This window comes from Pseudomonas sp. BT76 TE3572, assembly GCF_050435365.1.
Classification (GTDB): domain Bacteria; phylum Pseudomonadota; class Gammaproteobacteria; order Pseudomonadales; family Pseudomonadaceae; genus Aquipseudomonas; species Aquipseudomonas fluorescens_W.
The window spans coordinates 3,173,138-3,191,105 of record NZ_JBNDKE010000001.1 but is presented as its reverse complement, the minus strand read 5'-3'; the positions used below and the strand labels follow the sequence as shown (position 1 = coordinate 3,191,105).

13 protein-coding genes and 1 pseudogene are annotated in these 17,968 nt (G+C 59.3%); 5 read left to right on the top strand and 9 right to left on the bottom strand.

The features are described from left to right. Window positions 1-44: 44 nt before the first annotated feature. Window positions 45-1,169, bottom strand: a complete 1,125-nt coding sequence (locus ABH912_RS14615) for an OpgC family protein (RefSeq protein WP_429510982.1) — start codon at window positions 1,167-1,169, stop codon at window positions 45-47. A 237-nt stretch (window positions 1,170-1,406) separates the two neighbouring features. Between ABH912_RS14615 and ABH912_RS14610 the strand changes: the two genes are divergently transcribed. From ABH912_RS14610 to ABH912_RS14600, 3 genes are read left to right on the top strand one after another with little or no spacing between them, the layout of a single operon-like run. Then, window positions 1,407-1,781 (top strand): GtrA family protein, encoded by a 375-nt coding sequence (locus ABH912_RS14610; protein ID WP_429510981.1) that lies wholly within the window; start codon window positions 1,407-1,409, stop codon window positions 1,779-1,781. Then, window positions 1,778-2,719 carry a glycosyltransferase family 2 protein gene (locus ABH912_RS14605; protein ID WP_429510980.1) on the top strand — a complete coding sequence of 314 codons (942 nt, stop codon included), beginning with the start codon at window positions 1,778-1,780 and terminating at the stop codon, window positions 2,717-2,719. The genes ABH912_RS14610 and ABH912_RS14605 overlap by 4 nt, the downstream gene beginning before the upstream one ends. A 1-nt stretch (window position 2,720) precedes the next feature. Then, window positions 2,721-4,235, top strand: coding sequence for a glucosyltransferase domain-containing protein (locus ABH912_RS14600; protein ID WP_429510979.1), 1,515 nt, complete (start codon window positions 2,721-2,723; stop codon window positions 4,233-4,235). Between the two features lie 25 nt (window positions 4,236-4,260). Here the strand turns inward: ABH912_RS14600 and ABH912_RS14595 are convergent, their stop codons facing one another. Both ABH912_RS14595 and ABH912_RS14590 read right to left on the bottom strand, forming a co-directional pair. Continuing rightward, complete coding sequence (locus ABH912_RS14595) at window positions 4,261-5,880, bottom strand: FMN-binding glutamate synthase family protein (protein WP_429510978.1); 1,620 nt, start codon at window positions 5,878-5,880, stop codon at window positions 4,261-4,263. Window positions 5,881-6,043: 163 nt separating this feature from the next. Beyond that, window positions 6,044-6,844, bottom strand: coding sequence for a helix-turn-helix transcriptional regulator (locus tag ABH912_RS14590; RefSeq protein ID WP_008147857.1), 801 nt, complete (start codon window positions 6,842-6,844; stop codon window positions 6,044-6,046). A gap of 125 nt (window positions 6,845-6,969) precedes the next feature. On the opposite strand from ABH912_RS14590, the gene ABH912_RS14585 reads away from it, so the two are divergent. Both ABH912_RS14585 and ABH912_RS14580 read left to right on the top strand, forming a co-directional pair. Beyond that, on the top strand, window positions 6,970-7,791 hold the full coding sequence (locus ABH912_RS14585; RefSeq protein ID WP_429510977.1) for a carbon-nitrogen hydrolase family protein: 822 nt from the start codon (window positions 6,970-6,972) through the stop codon (window positions 7,789-7,791). A 242-nt stretch (window positions 7,792-8,033) separates the two neighbouring features. Continuing rightward, complete coding sequence (locus ABH912_RS14580; RefSeq protein WP_033057435.1) at window positions 8,034-9,359, top strand: APC family permease; 1,326 nt, start codon at window positions 8,034-8,036, stop codon at window positions 9,357-9,359. 22 nt (window positions 9,360-9,381) lie between these two features. Here the strand turns inward: ABH912_RS14580 and ABH912_RS14575 are convergent, their stop codons facing one another. The 6 genes and pseudogenes from ABH912_RS14575 to ABH912_RS14550 all read right to left on the bottom strand — a co-directional run bounded on the left by ABH912_RS14575 (window position 9,382) and on the right by ABH912_RS14550 (window position 17,774). Continuing rightward, window positions 9,382-10,050, bottom strand: a complete 669-nt coding sequence (locus ABH912_RS14575) for an ATP-binding protein (RefSeq protein ID WP_419866191.1) — start codon at window positions 10,048-10,050, stop codon at window positions 9,382-9,384. 57 nt (window positions 10,051-10,107) lie between these two features. Further along, window positions 10,108-10,194 (bottom strand): annotated as a pseudogene (locus tag ABH912_RS14570) (hypothetical protein); the annotation flags it as partial. Window positions 10,195-10,784: 590 nt separating this feature from the next. Further along, complete coding sequence (locus ABH912_RS14565) at window positions 10,785-12,596, bottom strand: DAHL domain-containing protein (RefSeq protein WP_033057437.1); 1,812 nt, start codon at window positions 12,594-12,596, stop codon at window positions 10,785-10,787. After that, complete coding sequence (locus ABH912_RS14560; RefSeq protein ID WP_033057438.1) at window positions 12,593-13,552, bottom strand: cytochrome-c peroxidase; 960 nt, start codon at window positions 13,550-13,552, stop codon at window positions 12,593-12,595. Before ABH912_RS14560 ends, ABH912_RS14565 begins: the two co-directional genes overlap by 4 nt. Before the next feature lie 44 nt (window positions 13,553-13,596). Then, window positions 13,597-15,471, bottom strand: a complete 1,875-nt coding sequence (locus tag ABH912_RS14555; RefSeq protein ID WP_429510976.1) for a putative bifunctional diguanylate cyclase/phosphodiesterase — start codon at window positions 15,469-15,471, stop codon at window positions 13,597-13,599. Further along, complete coding sequence (locus ABH912_RS14550; protein WP_429510975.1) at window positions 15,468-17,774, bottom strand: putative bifunctional diguanylate cyclase/phosphodiesterase; 2,307 nt, start codon at window positions 17,772-17,774, stop codon at window positions 15,468-15,470. The genes ABH912_RS14555 and ABH912_RS14550 overlap by 4 nt, the downstream gene beginning before the upstream one ends. Window positions 17,775-17,968 lie beyond the last annotated feature (194 nt).

Genomic DNA, 17,968 nt, shown 5'->3' with positions numbered 1-17,968 from the left:
TGAAAAAGCCCCGGTCCATTGGCCGGGGCTTTTGCGTTTGGATCTTAAGCGGCCGCCACCGACATTGGCCGATTCAACCGCTTGTTGAAATCCAGCCACGCCCCCAGCAACGCCATCACCACGGCACCCACCAACGCTGTGAAAACCTGCATGGCAAACGCATCGTCCGTCAGGGCGTTGAGCATGTCCGCCAAGGGCGCCAACAGCACGCCGAGGCAGAAAACTTCCAGTGAGTAGCGCCCCATTCGGCAGCATTGTTGCGCCAGCCAGTTTTGCGTCCAGCCGTTGCCGGGCAAGAGCCTGGCGGTGACATAAGCCAGCGCCAGGAAGTGCAGCAGACGGACCGGCGACAGATCGGTCTTGCTGATCGGGTACAGCAGGTTACTCAGGCTGGCGGGCATCACGGCATCGTGTATTTCCGGCCAGCGCCAGGAGACGGTAATCACGCCGGTCACCACCACGTACACCGCGGCGCTGACAAACAAGGGCTGGCGCAACAGCGGGCGAGTGTCGGGCAACCGTGGCCGCAGCCCGTGAATCGCCGCAAAGCCGCCGAGGATAAACAGCAGTTGCCAGGTGACGGGGTTGAAGTACCACACACCGTCCTTGATGGCCGCAAGGTTCCAGCCAAACCGCGGTGCCAGCAAGTACACCGCCAATGACACCGCGACGACCGCCCACGGCTTGCGCACCAGCAACGGCAGGACCAGTGGCAATCCCGCCAGCAGCACGATGTACAGCGGCAGTGGGTCCATCAGGTTCGGCTTGAAGCGCAGCAGTAACTCATCCGTCAACGCTTGCTGGGGGTTGGTGATGAAGTGATGCAGGCCCATTTCCTCCACCAGATCGCGGGTTTCCACATGGCTGTTGGCGAAGAACACGATGCCCATCAGCATGGCCAGCAGGAAAATATGGACCACGTAGAGCACCCAGGCGCGCCGCAGAATCTTCACGCAGGCGATCAGGTAACCATCGCGCCCAAGGATTTTGCCGTAGGCCAGAACGGCCGCGTAGCCGGCGAGAAACACGAATATTTCTGCGGCATCGCTGAATCCGACATTGCGCAGGGTGATTTGGCCAAGGGGGTTTTGAGGCACGTGATCCCAAAAAATGAAAATCAGTGCCAGGCCGCGAAAAAAGTCGATTCGGTGATCGCGCTCAAACGTCATGACGGCGGGCTCGTGAACGGGTGTTGAGATAAGGAGTAACCGAGGTGCCAAAGGTAGCGCGGCACATCGGCGGCGCGCAGGGTGGCGTGATTCGCGGGTAATTGCAAAACCGGGATATTACGGGATGTCTCCTGGCGTTGAGGCAAGCCCTGACCGCTGGTCTGAAAGGCGGTCCAACCTGTGATTTCTGACAGTAGACAGGTTCAAAGTTTTATGACGTGAAACAGGAGGCTCACCATGAAACTTTTGTGGAAAGGATTTTCCAGCTACACGGTGGTCGGGGTCGCCAACACCCTGATCCACTGGCAAATCTTCTTCCTGCTGAGCGTGGGGGCCGGCTTCAGTCAGGCTGTCAGCAACCTGGCAGCCTTCTGCGTTGCCGCCTCGTTTTCCTTCTATATGAACGCGCTGTACACCTTCGATGCCAAGGCGTCGGTCGGCGGTTATCTTCTATTCTTGGGAGCCATGGGGGCGCTGAGTCTGGGCGTCGGCCATGCAGGCGACGTGTGGAGACTTCACGGCCTGCTGACGGTGGCTATCTTTTCAGCATTGAGCCTGATGCTCGGCTTTCTGTTTTCAAAGTACGTGGTCTTTCGCGAGCGTAACGCATGAAAGTCTCGTTGATCGTTCCGGTATTCAATGAAGAACAGGCGATCAGCCTGTTCTATCAGGCCGTGCGTCGCGAGTTGAGGCTTGACCAGGCTGAGGTCGAGATCGTGTTCATCAACGATGGCAGTTCCGACCGCACGGCTGAAGAGGTCAAGGCCCTGGCGCAAGCCGATGAACAAGTTCTACTGATCAACTTCTCGCGCAACTTCGGCAAGGAACCGGCGTTGTTCGCCGGCCTGGAATATGCCACCGGCGATGCGGTGATTCCCATGGATGTCGATTTGCAGGACCCGATCAGCGTCATCCCGCGATTGATTGGCGAATGGCAAAAAGGCGCGGATGTGGTGCTCGCCAAACGCCGGAATCGCACCGCCGATAGTTACCTGAAACGCCACAGCGCATCGCTGTTCTACCGTGTGCTGAACCGTATCGCTTACACCCGCATCGAAGAAAACGTCGGGGATTTTCGTCTGATGGACCGCAAGGTGGTCGACGTGATTCGCGCGCTTCCCGAGCACCAGTTGTTCATGAAAGGCGTGCTGTCATGGGCCGGGTTCACCACCGTGGTGGTGGAGTACGAGCGAGCCGAGCGAGTGGCGGGCACCAGCAAGTTCAATGGCTGGAAGCTCTGGAACCTGGCGCTGGAAGGCGTGACCTCGTTCAGTACGGTGCCGTTGCGCTTATGGACTTACATCGGTGGCGGCATTTCGATCTTCGCGGTGCTCTACGCGGTTTACATGGTGCTGGACAAGATTTTCTTCGGCAACAGCGTCCCCGGTTACCCGTCGCTGATGACGGCCATTCTGTTTCTCGGCGGCGTGCAATTGATCGGCATCGGCATCCTCGGTGAGTACGTCGGCCGCATCTACATCGAAGCCAAACATCGGCCGCGTTATGTGGTGAAAGACATCGTCGGCGGCAAAGACCGGCTCGGGATTTAGCATGGGCAGGTTCAGCGACTTTTTCAGCAAGGAACTCGGGCGTCGACAAGTCTGGCTGTTTTTTCTGTTGGCGACCTTTGTGTATGTGGTGCCGCTGATCCTTGCGGACTATCCGTATATCGATGACAACTGGCGCTCGTTGTCGGCTGCGGCCGGTTCGGCCTGGGCGGAGCAGGGACGGTTATTCACCGAGCTGTTCTACAACCTGCTGACCTTCAGCAATGCCGCGCCGAACATCTTTCCGTTGCCGCTGTTGATCGTCACGCTGGCCATGGCCGCGGCACTGACCAGCCTGACGTTTCATTACTACCCGCAACCGACGATTGCCTGCTGCCTGGTGCCGTTGCCGCTCTGGTACAACCCGTTCTTTCTGCAAAACCTGTCCTATCAATACGACGGGCCCGCCATGGCGTTGAGCGTGGTGGCGGTCATCTATGCGATCACCTTCCGTCATCCCTCGCGCATCGTTCATTGGCTGGTGCCGTCGTTCCTGATTGCGCTGGGGTTGGGGCTCTATCAAGTGAGCTTCAATGTGTTTCTGGGCCTGTGTTGCCTGGAACTGCTCAGGAACGCGAATGACAAGCTGGCCTGGCCGCAGTGGTGCGAGTTGATCGGCTGGAAAATATCGCAGGCCATCCTGGGCTGGTTGATTTACAGCGTCAGTGCTTATCCGTTCATGAGTGGAAATCGCACCTTGTTGTTGAACTGGACGGCGCAGCCCTTGCTGCAACTTCAAATCAATATCGGCCGGGTGCTGGAAAAAGTCGTGCTGCTGTTTCACGGCGGATTTACCTGGGTGTTCGCCGCACTGCTGCTGTGTGCCATTGCCGGCAGTGTCCGGCTGGGGCTGAACGTGCGGGAGCGTCAGGACACAGGGCTGAAGAAAATCCTGATCGGCCTGGTGTGTCTACTGACATTGCCGGTCGTGACGCTGCTGGTGTCGGGTGTCGCGCTGTTTTTCCGGGACTTCAATGAAGGGGCCAGGACCCTGATGGGCTTCGCGGTTCTGTTGGTGCTGTTGTTCTATTTGAGCCATCTGGCGCTGGCACGAATCCACCAGCGATTACCGCTGTTGTTGATGGTGCCATTGTTGGCAATGCTTTCAATTTCGTATGCCTATGGGCGTGTGCTGACCGTGCAGAAAGCCTTCGCGTCCAGCGCGTTGTTAAGTCTTGAACACGACATCGCGTCGAATCGACAGCTGCTCGAGGCCAAGCGCATTTACATGTCAGTGACCTATTCCGATCACTGGCTGCTGGGGGCGGCGGGCTCGTTCAAGCAGATGCCGGTGTTGCACTATCTGCTGAACATCGACTTCTACATGCTGGCCGAGAACCTGCCGAAAGTGGGGATCACCAACGTCGTTGCGGAGAAGGAGCGACGTAATGCGACGAGGGTGGGTTATCAGGGCTATCCACCGGTGCTGGAGCGCCAGTACTACCGGATTTATCTGCTCGGCGATTACGGTTTTATTGTCATGAAAGAGCCGGCCCCGATTAAGTCGCTTCACTGGTGAAGCGCGATGACAGGGGCCGTCGGGTTCAGGCCGCTACGACCTCATTCGGTTCAAAACTGTCCGCCCGCGCCATCTGCCACATCCGCGAGTAAAACTCGCCATTCACTTCACCGGTCAGCAACTCTCCCGGCTTCAAGAACACATGCAACTGCGAGAACAATTTGATCTCGGTTGCCGACATGCGCCGTACCAAATGTTTGGCTGATAGCTGCGAAGGATGTTCCAACCCGGCAGCGGCGAGCATTTCGGCCAGGGCCTTGAGCGTGTTGCGGTGGAAGTTGAAGACGCGTTGGGCCTTGTCCGGGACGACGAGTGCGCGTTGGCGCAGGGTGTCCTGGGTGGCGACGCCGGTCGGGCATTTGTTGGTGTGGCAGCTTTGCGACTGGATGCAACCGATGGCGAACATGAAGCCGCGCGCCGAGTTGGCCCAGTCGGCGCCGATGGCCAGGACGCTGGCAATGTCGAAGGCGCTGACGATCTTGCCGCTGGCGCCGAGTTTGATTTTGTCCCGCAGGTTCAGGCCGACCAGCGTGTTGTGCACGAACAGCAGGCCTTCGCGCATCGGCACACCAATGTGGTCGGTGAATTCCACGGGCGCGGCGCCGGTGCCGCCTTCCTTGCCATCGACCACGATGAAGTCCGGGAGGATGCCGGTTTCCAGCATGGCCTTGGCGATGCCCATGAATTCCCACGGGTGGCCCAGGCAGAACTTGAAACCCACCGGTTTGCCGCCGGACAGTTCACGCAACTGCTGGATGAAGTGCATCAGTTCGATCGGCGTGGAAAACGCGCTGTGCCGCGATGGTGAGATGCAATCCTCGCCCATCAGGATGCCGCGGGTTTCGGCGATTTCCTGGGTGACTTTGTGTTTGGGCAGAATCCCGCCATGGCCGGGCTTGGCGCCTTGGCTCATCTTGATTTCGATCATCCGCACTTGGGGTGTCTGCGCTTGGGCGGCGAAGCGTTCCGGGTCGAAGCGCCCGTCAGCGGTGCGGCAGCCGAAGTAGCCGCTGCCAAGTTCCCAGGTCAGGTCGCCGCCGTTTTCCCGGTGATAGGCGCTGATGCTGCCTTCGCCGGTGTCGTGGGCGAAGTTGCCGAGTTTTGCCCCCTGGTTCAACGCGCGAATGGCGTTGGCGCTGAGGGAGCCGAAGCTCATGGCCGAGATGTTGAACACGGACGCCGAGTACGGCTGCGTGCACTGCGGGCCGCCGACCGTTACCCGAAAACTGTTCGGGTCGCTCAATGGCGCCGGGCGCATGGAGTGGCCGATGAATTCGAAACCCGACTGATACACATCGATCAACGTGCCGAAGGGTTTGTCGGCGCTTTCGTTCTTGGCCCGTGAATAGACCAGCGAACGCTGGGCCCGGGAGAAGGGCAGGGCGTCACTGTCGGATTCAAGCAGGTACTGGCGGATTTCCGGGCGGATACCCTCCACCAGATAACGGATGTTGCCGAGGATCGGGTAATTGCGGCGCACGGCGTGAGGGCTTTGCAGCAGATCGAAAATGCCGATCAAGCTGAGCACACCGGTGACGGCTGTGATTGGCCAGAGCCAGTCGTGTTCCAGGAAGGGCAGGCTGGCGAGGGTGAACATCACACAGACGGCAAAGAAGGCGTAGCGGCTCAGGAGTGACAGGCTCATACGGTTTCCTTGGGTTCGGACTCGGTTGTGTCGGCGCGTTACATAACCTGGATACATCAATCTCTGTAGGAGCGAAGCTTGCTCGCGAAAGCGGTATATCAGCCAGCATCAATGTTGAATGTGATGGCCTCTTCGCGAGCAAGCTTCGCTCCTACAGAAAATGTCAGGCGTTCTGTGCCTGGAGAAAAATCGAAAACAGCTCTGACTGGGATTTGATCCCCAGTTTGCTGTACATGTGTTTCTTATGGACTTTCACGGTTTCGACAGAGATTTCCAGCTTGCGGGCGATTTCTTTACTGGAGCAACCGCTGAGCATCAAGCGCCCGACATCCAGCTCTCGGGCGGTCAATTGCGCGCCTTTGAGTTGCTGCACCGACGCCTCCAGCTGCACGCGCCAGTCGACTTGCGGTGGTGCCGGTGCGAGGGCCACGACTTCGTTGATTTCATAGGGCAGGCGTTGGCGCAACAGGCCGAGCACCCAGGGCTGGATCAGCGACAGCAAGGCAATCTGCTGGCCGCTGAAACGTTGCTTGCTGCCCAGTGACAGGCACAGCGTGCGGTCGCCTTCGAGTTGGCAATTGAACTGGATTTCATCGGCCACCACATTCAGACGAAAGTAGCGCTGGTAATACTCGGTCAACTCGAAATGCTCCGGCGCCACTTCCGACAGGCGATAAAGCCCGGTGCGCGACTGCTCGCGACAGGCGATGTAGAACGGATCGAGCAGGTACAAACCGCGCAGGTAATCCTGGAACAACTGATCGGGACTGCCGTCCGCGCCCGGGCATTCGGCGAACACTTGCGGGTGCTGATCGGCGCTGAAAAGCAGCGCCACCCAGCTGTCGAAGGTCACGTACTGATCAAGCAACCGTACCAGCTGCGTCCAGAAATTGGGCTTGTCCAGGGCGTCGATCAGTTGCCCGACCGAGCGGTGCCACGCGATGTCGTCTAACGAAAGTGTCATGCCTCTACCCCTATCGGGTTACCCCAGCGGCGTGATTTCCCGGCCGGTGGCTTGCTGCGCATACTGGCGCACAGACACCGACCGGGCAATCTTTCTGCCAGCCTGGTTAAGAACAAGGAATACCCATGAAAGTCGAACTCGCCCAGTTGGCGGGCCGTGACAACGACACGGCTTACAACCTCGAACGCGCTCTGAAGGCGATGGCTGCCTGTGCTGCCGATACGCAGCTGATCGTGTTTCCCGAAACCCACCTGATGGGCTTCCCGTCCCTCGAGGCGCTGGCCGAAACCGCCGAACCGCTGGACGGTCCGACCGTCAGCGCGGTGCTCGCTGCGGCCCGTGAACGCAGCATCGCCGTGGTGATCGGCATGGCAGAGAACGACAACGGCCGCTTCTACAACACCACGCTGCTGATCACCCCCGAAGGTATCGCGCTGAAATATCGCAAGACGCACCTGTGGGCGTCGGATCGCGGTGTGTTCGAGGCCGGAGACCGTTACGCCACGTGTGAGTGGAACGGTGTGCGTGTTGGCCTGTTGATTTGCTACGACATCGAATTCCCTGAAACCGCCCGGGCCCTGGCGCAATTGGGGGCCGAACTGCTGATCGTCACCAACGGCAACATGGACCCATACGGCCCGACTCACCGCACCGCGATCATGGCCCGTGCCCAGGAAAACCAGGCGTTTGCGCTGATGGTCAACCGGGTGGAAGAGGGCGATGGCGGGTTGGTGTTCGCGGGCGGCAGTGCGCTGGTGGATCCGCTGGGGACTTTGTTGTTCGAGGCCGGGCGCGAGGAAGGGCAGTTTGCAGTGGAGCTGGACCTGAATCAGCTGACGGCGGCGCGGCAGGATTATCGGTATCTGGATGATCAGCGGCTGCGGTTGCCGGGGGAGATTGTTGAGCATGCTTGTGGATTGCGGGAGCTGATGATTCCTCAGAGCTGATCCGGATCCTGTGTTGTCAGGGCAGGCCTCTTCGCGAGCAAGCCCGCTCCCACAGGGGATCTTCAGCGGACACAGCATTTGTAAACGACACATAACACCTGTGGGAGCGGGCTTGCTCGCGAAGAGGCCCGCCCGGTCGTCACACCTGTTTAATAGTTCACCCAATTACAACAACGAAACACCCGAAATTTAGCGCCGAACTCGGCTCTGCCATAAATCTAATAAATTCGGAGTAGTCGCTCATGGCTCGTTTGCAACGCACCCTGTCATTGGGTTCGGTGGTGCTGTTCGGCATCGCCTACATGACGCCGATCATCGTGCTCGGCACCTTTGGCATCCTCGCTCAATCCACCGCCGGCATGGTCCCGGCCGCTTACCTGGCGGCGCTGGTGGCGATGTTTTTCACCGCCATGAGTTACGGCCGAATGGCCTCGGCGTTTCCCGTCGCGGGCTCGGCCTATAGCTATGTCCGCAAGGCGATCAGCCCGAAACTCGGTTTCATCGCCGGTTGGGCCGTGCTGCTCGACTACCTGTTCCTGCCGATGGCGATCTGGCTGATCGGCGCGGCCTACCTCAACTCCGCGTTCCCGGCCGTGCCGCAGTGGATCTGGGTGCTGGCGTTCATCGGCATCACCAGTGCGATCAACATCGTCGGTCTGAAACTGGCCAACGGCATCAACGCGTTACTGATGCTGGTGCAGTTCCTGGTGCTGATCGCCTTCGTTGCGCTGTGTGTTCATTACGTCGGCGGCGATGCGAGCACGCCGTTGTGGTCGGTCAAACCGTTCTTCAACGGTGACATGCAGATGCCGCTGATCATGAGCGGTGCAGCCATCGCCTGTTATTCATTCCTCGGGTTTGACGCGGTCAGCACCCTGACCGAAGAAACCCGCGACCCGCGCCGCACCATCCCGCGAGCGATCATGCTGATCACTCTGATTGGCGGGCTGATCTTTGTCGGTGTGTCGTACTTCGTACAGATCGCGCACCCGTCGTTCCAGTTCGACAGCGTCGACTCGGCGGCTTATGAAATTGCCCGCAACATTGGTGGTGACCTGTTCGTGTCGATCTTCCTGATTGGCCTGATCGTCGGCCAGTTTGCGTCGGGCCTGTCGGCGCAGGCCAGCGGCTCGCGACTGTTGTTCGCCATGGGCCGTGACGGTGTGCTGCCAAAATCGTTCTTCGGCACTTTGCATGAACGCTTTGGCACGCCGGTCAACAGCATCCTGTTGTGCGCCGTGGTCGCGTTGCTGGCACTGAAACTGGACGTCACCACCTCAACCTCGTTCATCAACTTCGGCGCGTTCCTGGCGTTCAGCCTGGTGAACCTGTCGGTGATCTTTCACTACTGGATTGGCGGTGAGAACAAAGGGCTGCGTGAATTCGTGTTGTTCCTGCTGTTCCCGTTTATCGGCCTGGCGGCGGATTTGTGGCTGATGGTCAGCCTCGATCACCTGGCGATCTATCTGGGCCTGAGCTGGCTGGCGATTGGCGTGGTGTACCTGGCGGTGCTGACCAGTGGCTTCCGTCGCCAACCACCGGAGATGGATTTCCAGGAAGCCACATAATTGCCTGATGGGCGAATGGTGTTCAGGCGGATGGTTTTGTTTGGCGCATCGGTAGCTCAACCCTGAATGTCGTCCCCACGCCAACTTCACTGCGCACCGTAATATCCCCCCGGTGTTTTTTCACGATGCCATAGGACAGGGACAACCCCAGTCCCGTCCCCTGGCCCACCGGTTTGGTGGTGAAGAACGGGTCGAAGATTTTCTGCAGGCAGTCCGGCGCAATGCCGGCGCCGGTGTCTGCGACTTCGATCCACACCGTTTCCGCTTCAAGCCCGGTGCGTAAGGTGATGGTGCCGCGCTCCGGGCCGATGGCCTGAGAAGCGTTGACGATCAGGTTCATGATCACCTGATTGATTTGCGAAGGCAGGCATTCGATGTCGGGCAGGATCTGATATTCCTTGAGCACATCGGCCTTGTACTTGAGTTCGTTGGCGACAATGTTCAAGGTCGATTCGATGCCCTGTTGCAGATTGGCCCACTGCCATTCCTGATTGGAGTCCACCCGGGAGAAGTCCTTCAGGTCCTTGACGATCTGCCCGACCCGGTTGATGCCGTCCTTGGATTCCTTGATCAGCAGCGGAATGTCCTCGCGCAGGAACTCCAGCTCGACCCGTTCGCGCAGTTGGTTCAAACGCTCTACGAGCTCGCTGGAACCGATTGCCTCTTCCGCATCCCGATAGGCGTCGAGCATTTCCTGCAGCTGTTTGAAGTAGCCATCCAGAGTGCCGAGGTTGGAGGAAATGAAGCCGATGGGGTTGTTGATTTCATGAGCGACGCCCGCCGCGAGTTGCCCCAATGACGCGAGTTTTTCCGATTGCACCAATTGGGTTTCAAGCTGTTTGCGCTCGTCGATTTCCCGCTGCAACTCAACGCTGGCCTCGGTGAACTGCCGGGTTCGGCGTTCGACCATCTGCCCTAAATGGTCCATCTGCACGCTGGCCCGTTCGGTCATGTCCCATTTGGTCAGCAAGGTGTTGGCCATTTGCTGGACTTCAATGTTGTCGAACGGCTTTTTCAGGATCAACAGTCGATCATGGGCCTTCAATCGATCGAGCAGTTCATCCCAGGAATAGTCGGAATAGGCGGTGCACACCACCACTTGCAGGCGCGGGTCGGCCTGCCACAAATGTTCGATGGTCTGCGCACCGTCCCAGCCCTCGGGCATGCGCATGTCGACGAAGGCCAGGGCGTAGGGGCGTTGTTCCTGCATGGCTTCGTTCAGTTTGCCCAGGCCTTCCTGGCCGCCATAGGCCGAGTCCAGCTCGAACAGCGCAGTGGTTGATTTCACTTCGTTGCCAAACAGCGCGGCCTCCATCTCGTCCAGTTCGACGGTCTGCTCCGGCATGGGGGTGAGAATCTTGCGGAAATCCACGTGAATGGACGGGGTGTCATCGATCAGCAGAATGCGTCGGTTCGAAGGTTTGCTCATGCTTCCTCCGGTACGGTTTTCAGCGGGATCTGCAACGTGAACAGCGCGCCTTTGCCCGGTCCGTCGCTATGGGCGGTGAGGTGGCCGTTCATTTCGATGGCGGCCAGGGCGCAGCTGTGCAGGCCGAAGCCATGGCCTTCCTTGCGGGTGGTAAACCCGTGGGCAAAGATGCGCGTCATGTTTTCCTCGGCGATGCCTTCGCCGTCGTCCTTGACGCTGACTTGCAGGGTCTTGTCTTCGACGATTTTCACCCCCAGGGTCATTTGTCGCGGGCGATTGCTGAGGTCGGACATGGCGTATTTGGCGTTGCTGATCAGGTTGATCAGGATCAGCAGCAACCGGTGCTTGTCCCCCATGACTCGCGGCACGTCGCTGTACTCCTTGACCACCGTGACGTGGTGTCGGGTCAGGGCGCCGGAGTTCATGCGCAGGGCGTCCTCCAGCAATTCGCTGATGTGCAGCGGTTCCATCAGGCTGTTGGCGCCCGCGTAGGATTGCTGGGTGGCGACGATGTCCTTGATGTGGTCCACGCTTTTGGTCAGTTGGGACAGTTCGTCGGTCATGCCTTGTTGTTCCAGGGCTATCGCGTCCACCAGTTGATTCAGGTAGCCCGGTAGCAACTTGCCTTTTGGGTCCTCGGTCAGAAAGGTGCCGAGGTCGCCTGGGTGTTCGTTGATCAGCTGCATGGCCTTGCCCAGGCCCTGCGCTTTGCTGGCGCGCAGTTTGCGGGTCACCAGGTCGGCCGAAATGTTCACGCTGTTGAGCACGTTGCCGACGTTGTGCAGCACATTGGTGGCGATCTCGGCCATGCCGGCCTGGCGCGCGGTGTCGAGCAGTTCGCTCTGGGTATCCTTGAGTTCGCGGGTGCGCTCTTCAACGCGCAGTTCGAGGTCCTCATTGGCGGTTTGCAGGGCTTTGTTGACGCGATTGATCACGGTGAAACTGCGCATCAGGTGAATCGCCAGGTAAACCAGCAACAGCACCAACAGTACGGAAAACACCAGCATGTAGAAGTGATAACGCTGATCGATCGCGTCGGTCCGCTGCTGGTCGGTGTTCAGCAGGTTGGTAATGTCGTCCAGGCGTTCGGCCACGGGAACGGCTTCGATGTTTTCCAGTAACCGATTGACCACAGGTTGTTCGCGCAGGATCAGCGCGATGTGGTTGCTCATGATATCGATCGTTCTGTGGAACTGTTCAGGTAGACGCTGTTTGTTCACCCCCAGTTTGTTCAGCCCGACCAGGATGTCGGCGGCCTTGTCATCGGAAGTGACCTGGGCGAACTCCAGGCTGCTGAGCAGCAAGTCATACGTGTCGGTGGCAATGTTCTGAAGTTGCAGTTGGTCCTCGTCCACCAACCGGGACAGCTGTTCCTGAATGTCGTCCTCGGCGGTGGGCAGGAACGCCAGTGAGTTGCGCAGCACGGCGTTGTGAGACTTGAACTGCTCCACCAAGCGGGTCTTTTCCTGAATGGCAGTCAGGTACGCTTCATGGCTGGCGCGCCAGATGGGCGAGTCGTTGCGGCCGTGGTTCGACTCCATGGTATCGAACCGCTCCCACAGGTTCGTTATCTCGGTCAGCGGTGTGACCAACGGATCGTAGTTGTGACTGATGGCGACCCTGGCCTTGAGGATCTCGGTTTCCCATTGTGCGTTCAACTGCTTGATCCGGCCGATCAAGTCCCGGGATTCGGTGTAGGTCGTCGTCTGGTTCGAGCTGGATTTGAGGTACAGAAACAGCAGCACTGAAGCCAGCATCAGGGCCACGACGCCGAGCAACGCCAGGTTGCGACGGTTAGACGTTTTCATAAGGGCTTGCCTCCCCATTCACCGGTCAGGGTCTTGAGGAATTTGATGATCAGCGTCTTGTCATCGGCAGAGGGAATACGACCGAGCTGGAACTTGAACATCACATCCACCGCCTCTTCGAGGGTTTTGGCCGAACCATCGTGGAAATACGGAGCGGTCACGGCGACGTTGCGCAGGCTCGGAACCTTGAACACGTTGCGGTCCTCTTCGTCTTTGGTGACCAGATAGCGGCCCAGGTCGGCTTCGGTGGGGTTGCCCCGAGTCTTGAAGTAGTCGCCCATGACCCCGAACTTCTGGAACATGTTGCCGCCGATGTTGACGCCCTGATGGCAGGCGATGCAGCCGTAGTCCTTGAAGCGTTGGTAACCGTATTTCTCGTCGAGGGTGAGAATGTCGGTATCGCCTTGCAGGTATTGATCGAAACGCGAGTTGGCGCTGATCAGCGTGCGTTCATAGGTGGCCAGGGCATTCTGCACATTATTCATGGTCACGCCGTCCGGGTAGGCGTTGGCGAACGAGGTCCGATAAGCCGGATCGGCGCTCAGCATCTGCACCACATGCTCCCAGTTACTGCCCATTTCACTGGGGCTTTGCACCACGCCGTGGATCTGGGTTTCCAGGGTGTCGGCGCGGCCGTTCCAGAATTGCCGGAAGTTCAGGCTGGCGTTGAACACGCTGGGGGTGTTGATCGTCAACGGAAGGCCGGCGAAACCAATGGAAAACGCCTTGTTGTCGGCGCCGCCGTTTTCCAGTCGATGGCAACTGGCGCAGGACAGTGAGCTGTCGACCGACAAGCGCGGTTCATTGAACAACTGGCGCCCGAGTTCGACCTGCAGCGGATTCTGCTGGGGCACTGCCGGCAGTGGTTTGAGCGCTTCATTCAGCGGCGCGGCGCCGGCGCTCAGGCAGAGTCCGAACAGCAGCGCCAATAGCAGACGGGGAAAGGAAGGCGACATCTGATGATTCCTTGGCATGGGGCCTGTGTGTCGTTGTGCATCGTTCACGTAGCTGCGGATGAAGAGGGCTTCACCGACCCCAGATACCGGACGAAGGCGTCCGGCTCCACGGCTTTGCTGAAGTAGAAACCCTGGCCTTCCTCGCATTGATGGGCCTTGAGGAAATCCAGTTGTTCGAGGGTTTCCACCCCTTCGGCAATGATGGTCAGCTTGAGGCTCCGGCCCAGGCTGATAATGGCGCTGACCAGCGCGGCGTCGTTGCTGTCGCTGCTTAAACCGCGAATGAACGACTGGTCGATTTTCAGCACGTCGATGGGAAAACGCCGCAAGTAGCTCAGGCTGGAATATCCGGTACCGAAGTCATCGATGGCCAGTCGCACGCCTATCACCTTGAGCCGGGTCAGGGCGTTCACCGTGGTGTCGACGTTTTGCATCAGCACGCCTTCGGTGATTTCCAGCTCCAGCAAGGCCGGTTCCATCCCTGTTTTTTTGAGTGTCTGTTCGATGCCGTCGACAAAGTCCCGCTGACGGAAATCAATGGCCGACATATTCACCGACATACAGATCTTCGGCAGCCCCGCGGCCTGCCAGGCGCAGGCTTGTCGGCACGCCTCGGCCAGTACCCATTTGCTCAGCGGCACGATCAAGCCGCTGTCTTCGGCCACACTGATGAAATCCGAGGGGTAGACCAGGCCGTGCCCCGGTTTTTGCCAGCGGATCAGTGCCTCGGCACCGACCACCTGGCCGCTGCCCAGGTCCAGTTTGGGTTGGTAATGCAGGACAAATTCGTTGCGCTCCAGCGCCAGGCGAATGCCGGTCTCGATGCTTTGCTGATCCCGGGCGCGCTGGTTCATGTCGTCGATGAAAAACCTGAAATCGTTCGGGCCGCTTTCCTTGACGTTGCGCATCGCGGTTTCGGCTTTTTTGATCAGCGAGATCGCATCGAAGCCATCGTCGGGATAGATGCTGATTCCCAGGCTGGCGGTCACACACAAGTCGTGACCGGCAATGTGCTGGGGCGCGCGGATGGCACTCAAGAGTTTTTCGGCGATGCCCTTGGTCTGCTGAGGGTGGCGGACATCGGCGAGGATCACTACGAATTCGTCAGCGCCATAGCGAAACACCGAGTCGGACTCGCGCACCGTCGCCACCAGACTGCGGCCGACCTGTTTAAGCATTTCATCACCGGCCGGATGCCCCAGGGCATTGTTGATGCGCTTGAAGCGATCGAGGCCCAGAAACATCACGGCCAGTTGCTTGTCATGGCGACGGGACAGGGCCAGGGACTGGTTCAACCGGTCACCGAGCAACGTGCTGTTGGGCAGCTCTGTCAGCACGTCGTACTGCAACAGGTGCGACACCTTGAGCAATTCGTGGACCCGCGCCTCGATGGTTTGCTCCAGGCTCAGGACCTTCATCGCCGCGTCCTGCGCCATCTGCCATTTCCAGGTCAGGGCACTGGCCATCTGGCGGATTTCCAGGCTGTCGAAGGGTTTTTTCAGCACCAGCAACTGGTCGCCGAATTCCAGCCGTTCGGCCATGTCTTCCCAGGTGTAATCGGAATAGGCCGTGCACAACGCGATTTGCAGGTGAGGATCGGCTTTCCACAGTTGTTCGATGGTTTCCAGGCCGTCCCAGCCTGGTGGCATGCGCATGTCGGTGAACGCCATGGCATAGGGACGGCCTTCGGCCAGTGCGCGAGTGACCAGTTCGAGGGCTTCCTCGCCCTGGTAGGCCGAGTCGAGCTGGAACGTCAGCCGATCTAGCTGCACGGTGCCGAACAGGGCCTCTTCAGCACCGGCCAGGGTCTGTTCACCTTCAATCTCAGGGCCGAGGATCTTGCGAAAATCCTCATGGATCGAAGGCGTGTCATCGACGATCAGGATGCGCCGGTTGGTCCGCACGAAAGGCGTTTTCATCCTTTGTCCTCCGTGAAGCGTGGCGGGTTGTTCCGGATCGGCCCGATGTCGTGGTTCGGGGGCACGATGCTGCCGGCTTTCAGCAGCTCGGCAGCCTGCTGGCTGCTGACCGCTTTGCTGAAGAAGTAACCCTGGGCGTTCATCGGTGAACCGGTGGCCATCAGCGAGCTGCGCTGCTCCTGGGTTTCGACGCCCTCGGCAATGATGCCGATCCCGACGTCACGGGCGAAGTTGATGATGGCGCGCAAGGTGTTCGCGCTGGCCGGATCGCGGGCGGCGTTGTCGATGAAGGCCTGCGCGAGTTTCAGGTGATTGACCTGGTAGGTCTTGAGGTAGTCGAACGAGGAGTACTCGGTGCCGAAGTCGTCGATGGCGATCTTCACGCCCAGTTCACGCAGGCGCGGCAACACATCGTTGTGGGTCCATTTAGTCTGGGCCAGCGTCGCTTCAGTGACGTCGAAGCGCAGGTCCCAGGGGCAGAGCTCCCAGCGCGCGGTGGTGCGCAGCACGTCATAGATCAGTTCGGGACCACTCTTGAGTTGGGCCAGGGACAGCTTGATCGCAATCACCGGCGGCGCCATTCCCTCATCGCGCCATTGACGCATTTGCTGACAGGCGCGATCCAGCACCCAGTGACCGAGCGCGACGATGGTGCCGGTCTTCTCCGCAGCGGGCAGGAACGTCGAGGCGTCCAGCAGACCGCGTTCAGGGTGGTTCCAGGTGACTTGCGCTTCCATGCCGAGGATTTTGCCGCTGCTCAGGTCCACTTCCGGCCAATAATGCAGTTCAAGTTCTTCGTGTTCGATGGCCGCTCTCAAGTCGCTGGCGATGGCCATGCGTTCGACCATCTCCTGATTGATCTCCTCTGAGTGGAAGTGGTACTGGTTGCGACCCTTTTCCTTGGAGCGATACAGCGCCATGTCGGCCTGGGTCAGCAGGCCGTCGGCGCTGATGCTTTCGGGGGTGCAGCTGCTGATGCCGATACTCACCGAGACCCGCACATCATTGCCGGCCAGGGAGTAGGGCAGTACCAACGTATCGCGGATCTTGGCGGCCAGGGCCGCGGATTGGGTCGGGTCACTGACGTCCAGTTGCAAGATCGCGAACTCGTCACCGCCGAGGCGGGCAACCACATCGTTTTCGCGTACGCAGGCCTTGATCCGGCGTGCAACCTCTTGCAGCAACAGGTCGCCCACCGGATGGCCGAGGGTATCGTTGATGCGTTTGAAGTGATCCAGGTCCAGGTAAAACATGGCGAACGGTGCCGCCCCCCGACGCGCAGAGGCGAACGCCTGGTGCAGCCGCTCGATCAGCGTCGCACGGTTGGCCAGCCCGGTCAGCCCGTCGGTGCGGGCGAGCAGGGCAATTTTCTCCTCGGCAATTTTGCGTTCAGTGATGTCGATGATGATGCCTTCGACTTCCAGCAAACGGCCTTCATCGTCGCGCACCGGGATGTAGCGGTTTTCGACCCAGCGCCAGGCTCCTTCGCCTGTGCGCATGCGGAATTCGATGGAAGCGCCCGCCGCATGACGGTCCAGCACCCGGGCCATGGCGGTGTCGACCTTGGTTTGATCATCGGGATGGACCAGTTCCTGGGCCCAGTTGGCCGAGGCGACCAGTTTCGCCGCGACATGACCGTATTTGGTGATGTTGTGCGAGATATACATCAACGGAAACGACGGCTCGCCGCGCAACCGATACAGAATGGTGGGGCTGTTCTGCACGATGATGTTGGCGTCGGACAGCTCGCGGGTGCGCTCTTCGACCGCCTGTTCGAGCAGCGACATCTTCAGCTCTGCGTCTTCGGTCATTTGCCACTTGGCCGTCAATGCGCTGGCCATCTGGCGGATTTCGATGGCATCGAAGGGTTTTTTCAGAATCAGCAGGCGATCGCCCAGTTCCAGGCGTTCGTCGATGTCTTCCCAGGAATAGTCGGAATAAGCGGTGCACAGCGCCACTTGCAGCTTGGGATCGACCTGCCACAGCCGTTCGATGGTTTCCAGCCCGTCCCAGCCCGGCGGCATGCGCATGTCGATGAAAGCCATTGCATAGGGCATGTCGTTGGCCAGCGCCGTCTCGACCTTGCCCAGGGCTTCGAGGCCCTGAAACGCCGAGTCGAGCACGAAGCTTTGCAGCGATAGCGCCGCAGGGGTTCCGAACAGGGCGTTTTCGGCGCTGATCAGGCTGTCGTCATCAATCGATGGCGGGCTGAGGATCTTGGCGAAGTCCGCATGAATAGAAGCGGTGTCGTCGACGATAAGAATCCGCCGGTTGGTCCGTGCCAGCAGCGTATTTATCGACATACGCCAGTACCGGCAGTGGTTTGATGCGGTTTAGTCATAGGGGGCATCCTTTCCCTGATCACCTGGCCGAACGTACAGATTATGGATCCGAGTCAGCTGAGCATAGTCGTCTGTCCAGAACTTCGTGCAACTGAATGAGCTGAATCATTTCTGTTGCCGGGCTGAAAATCATCTAGCCTGTAGGTCAGGCTCCG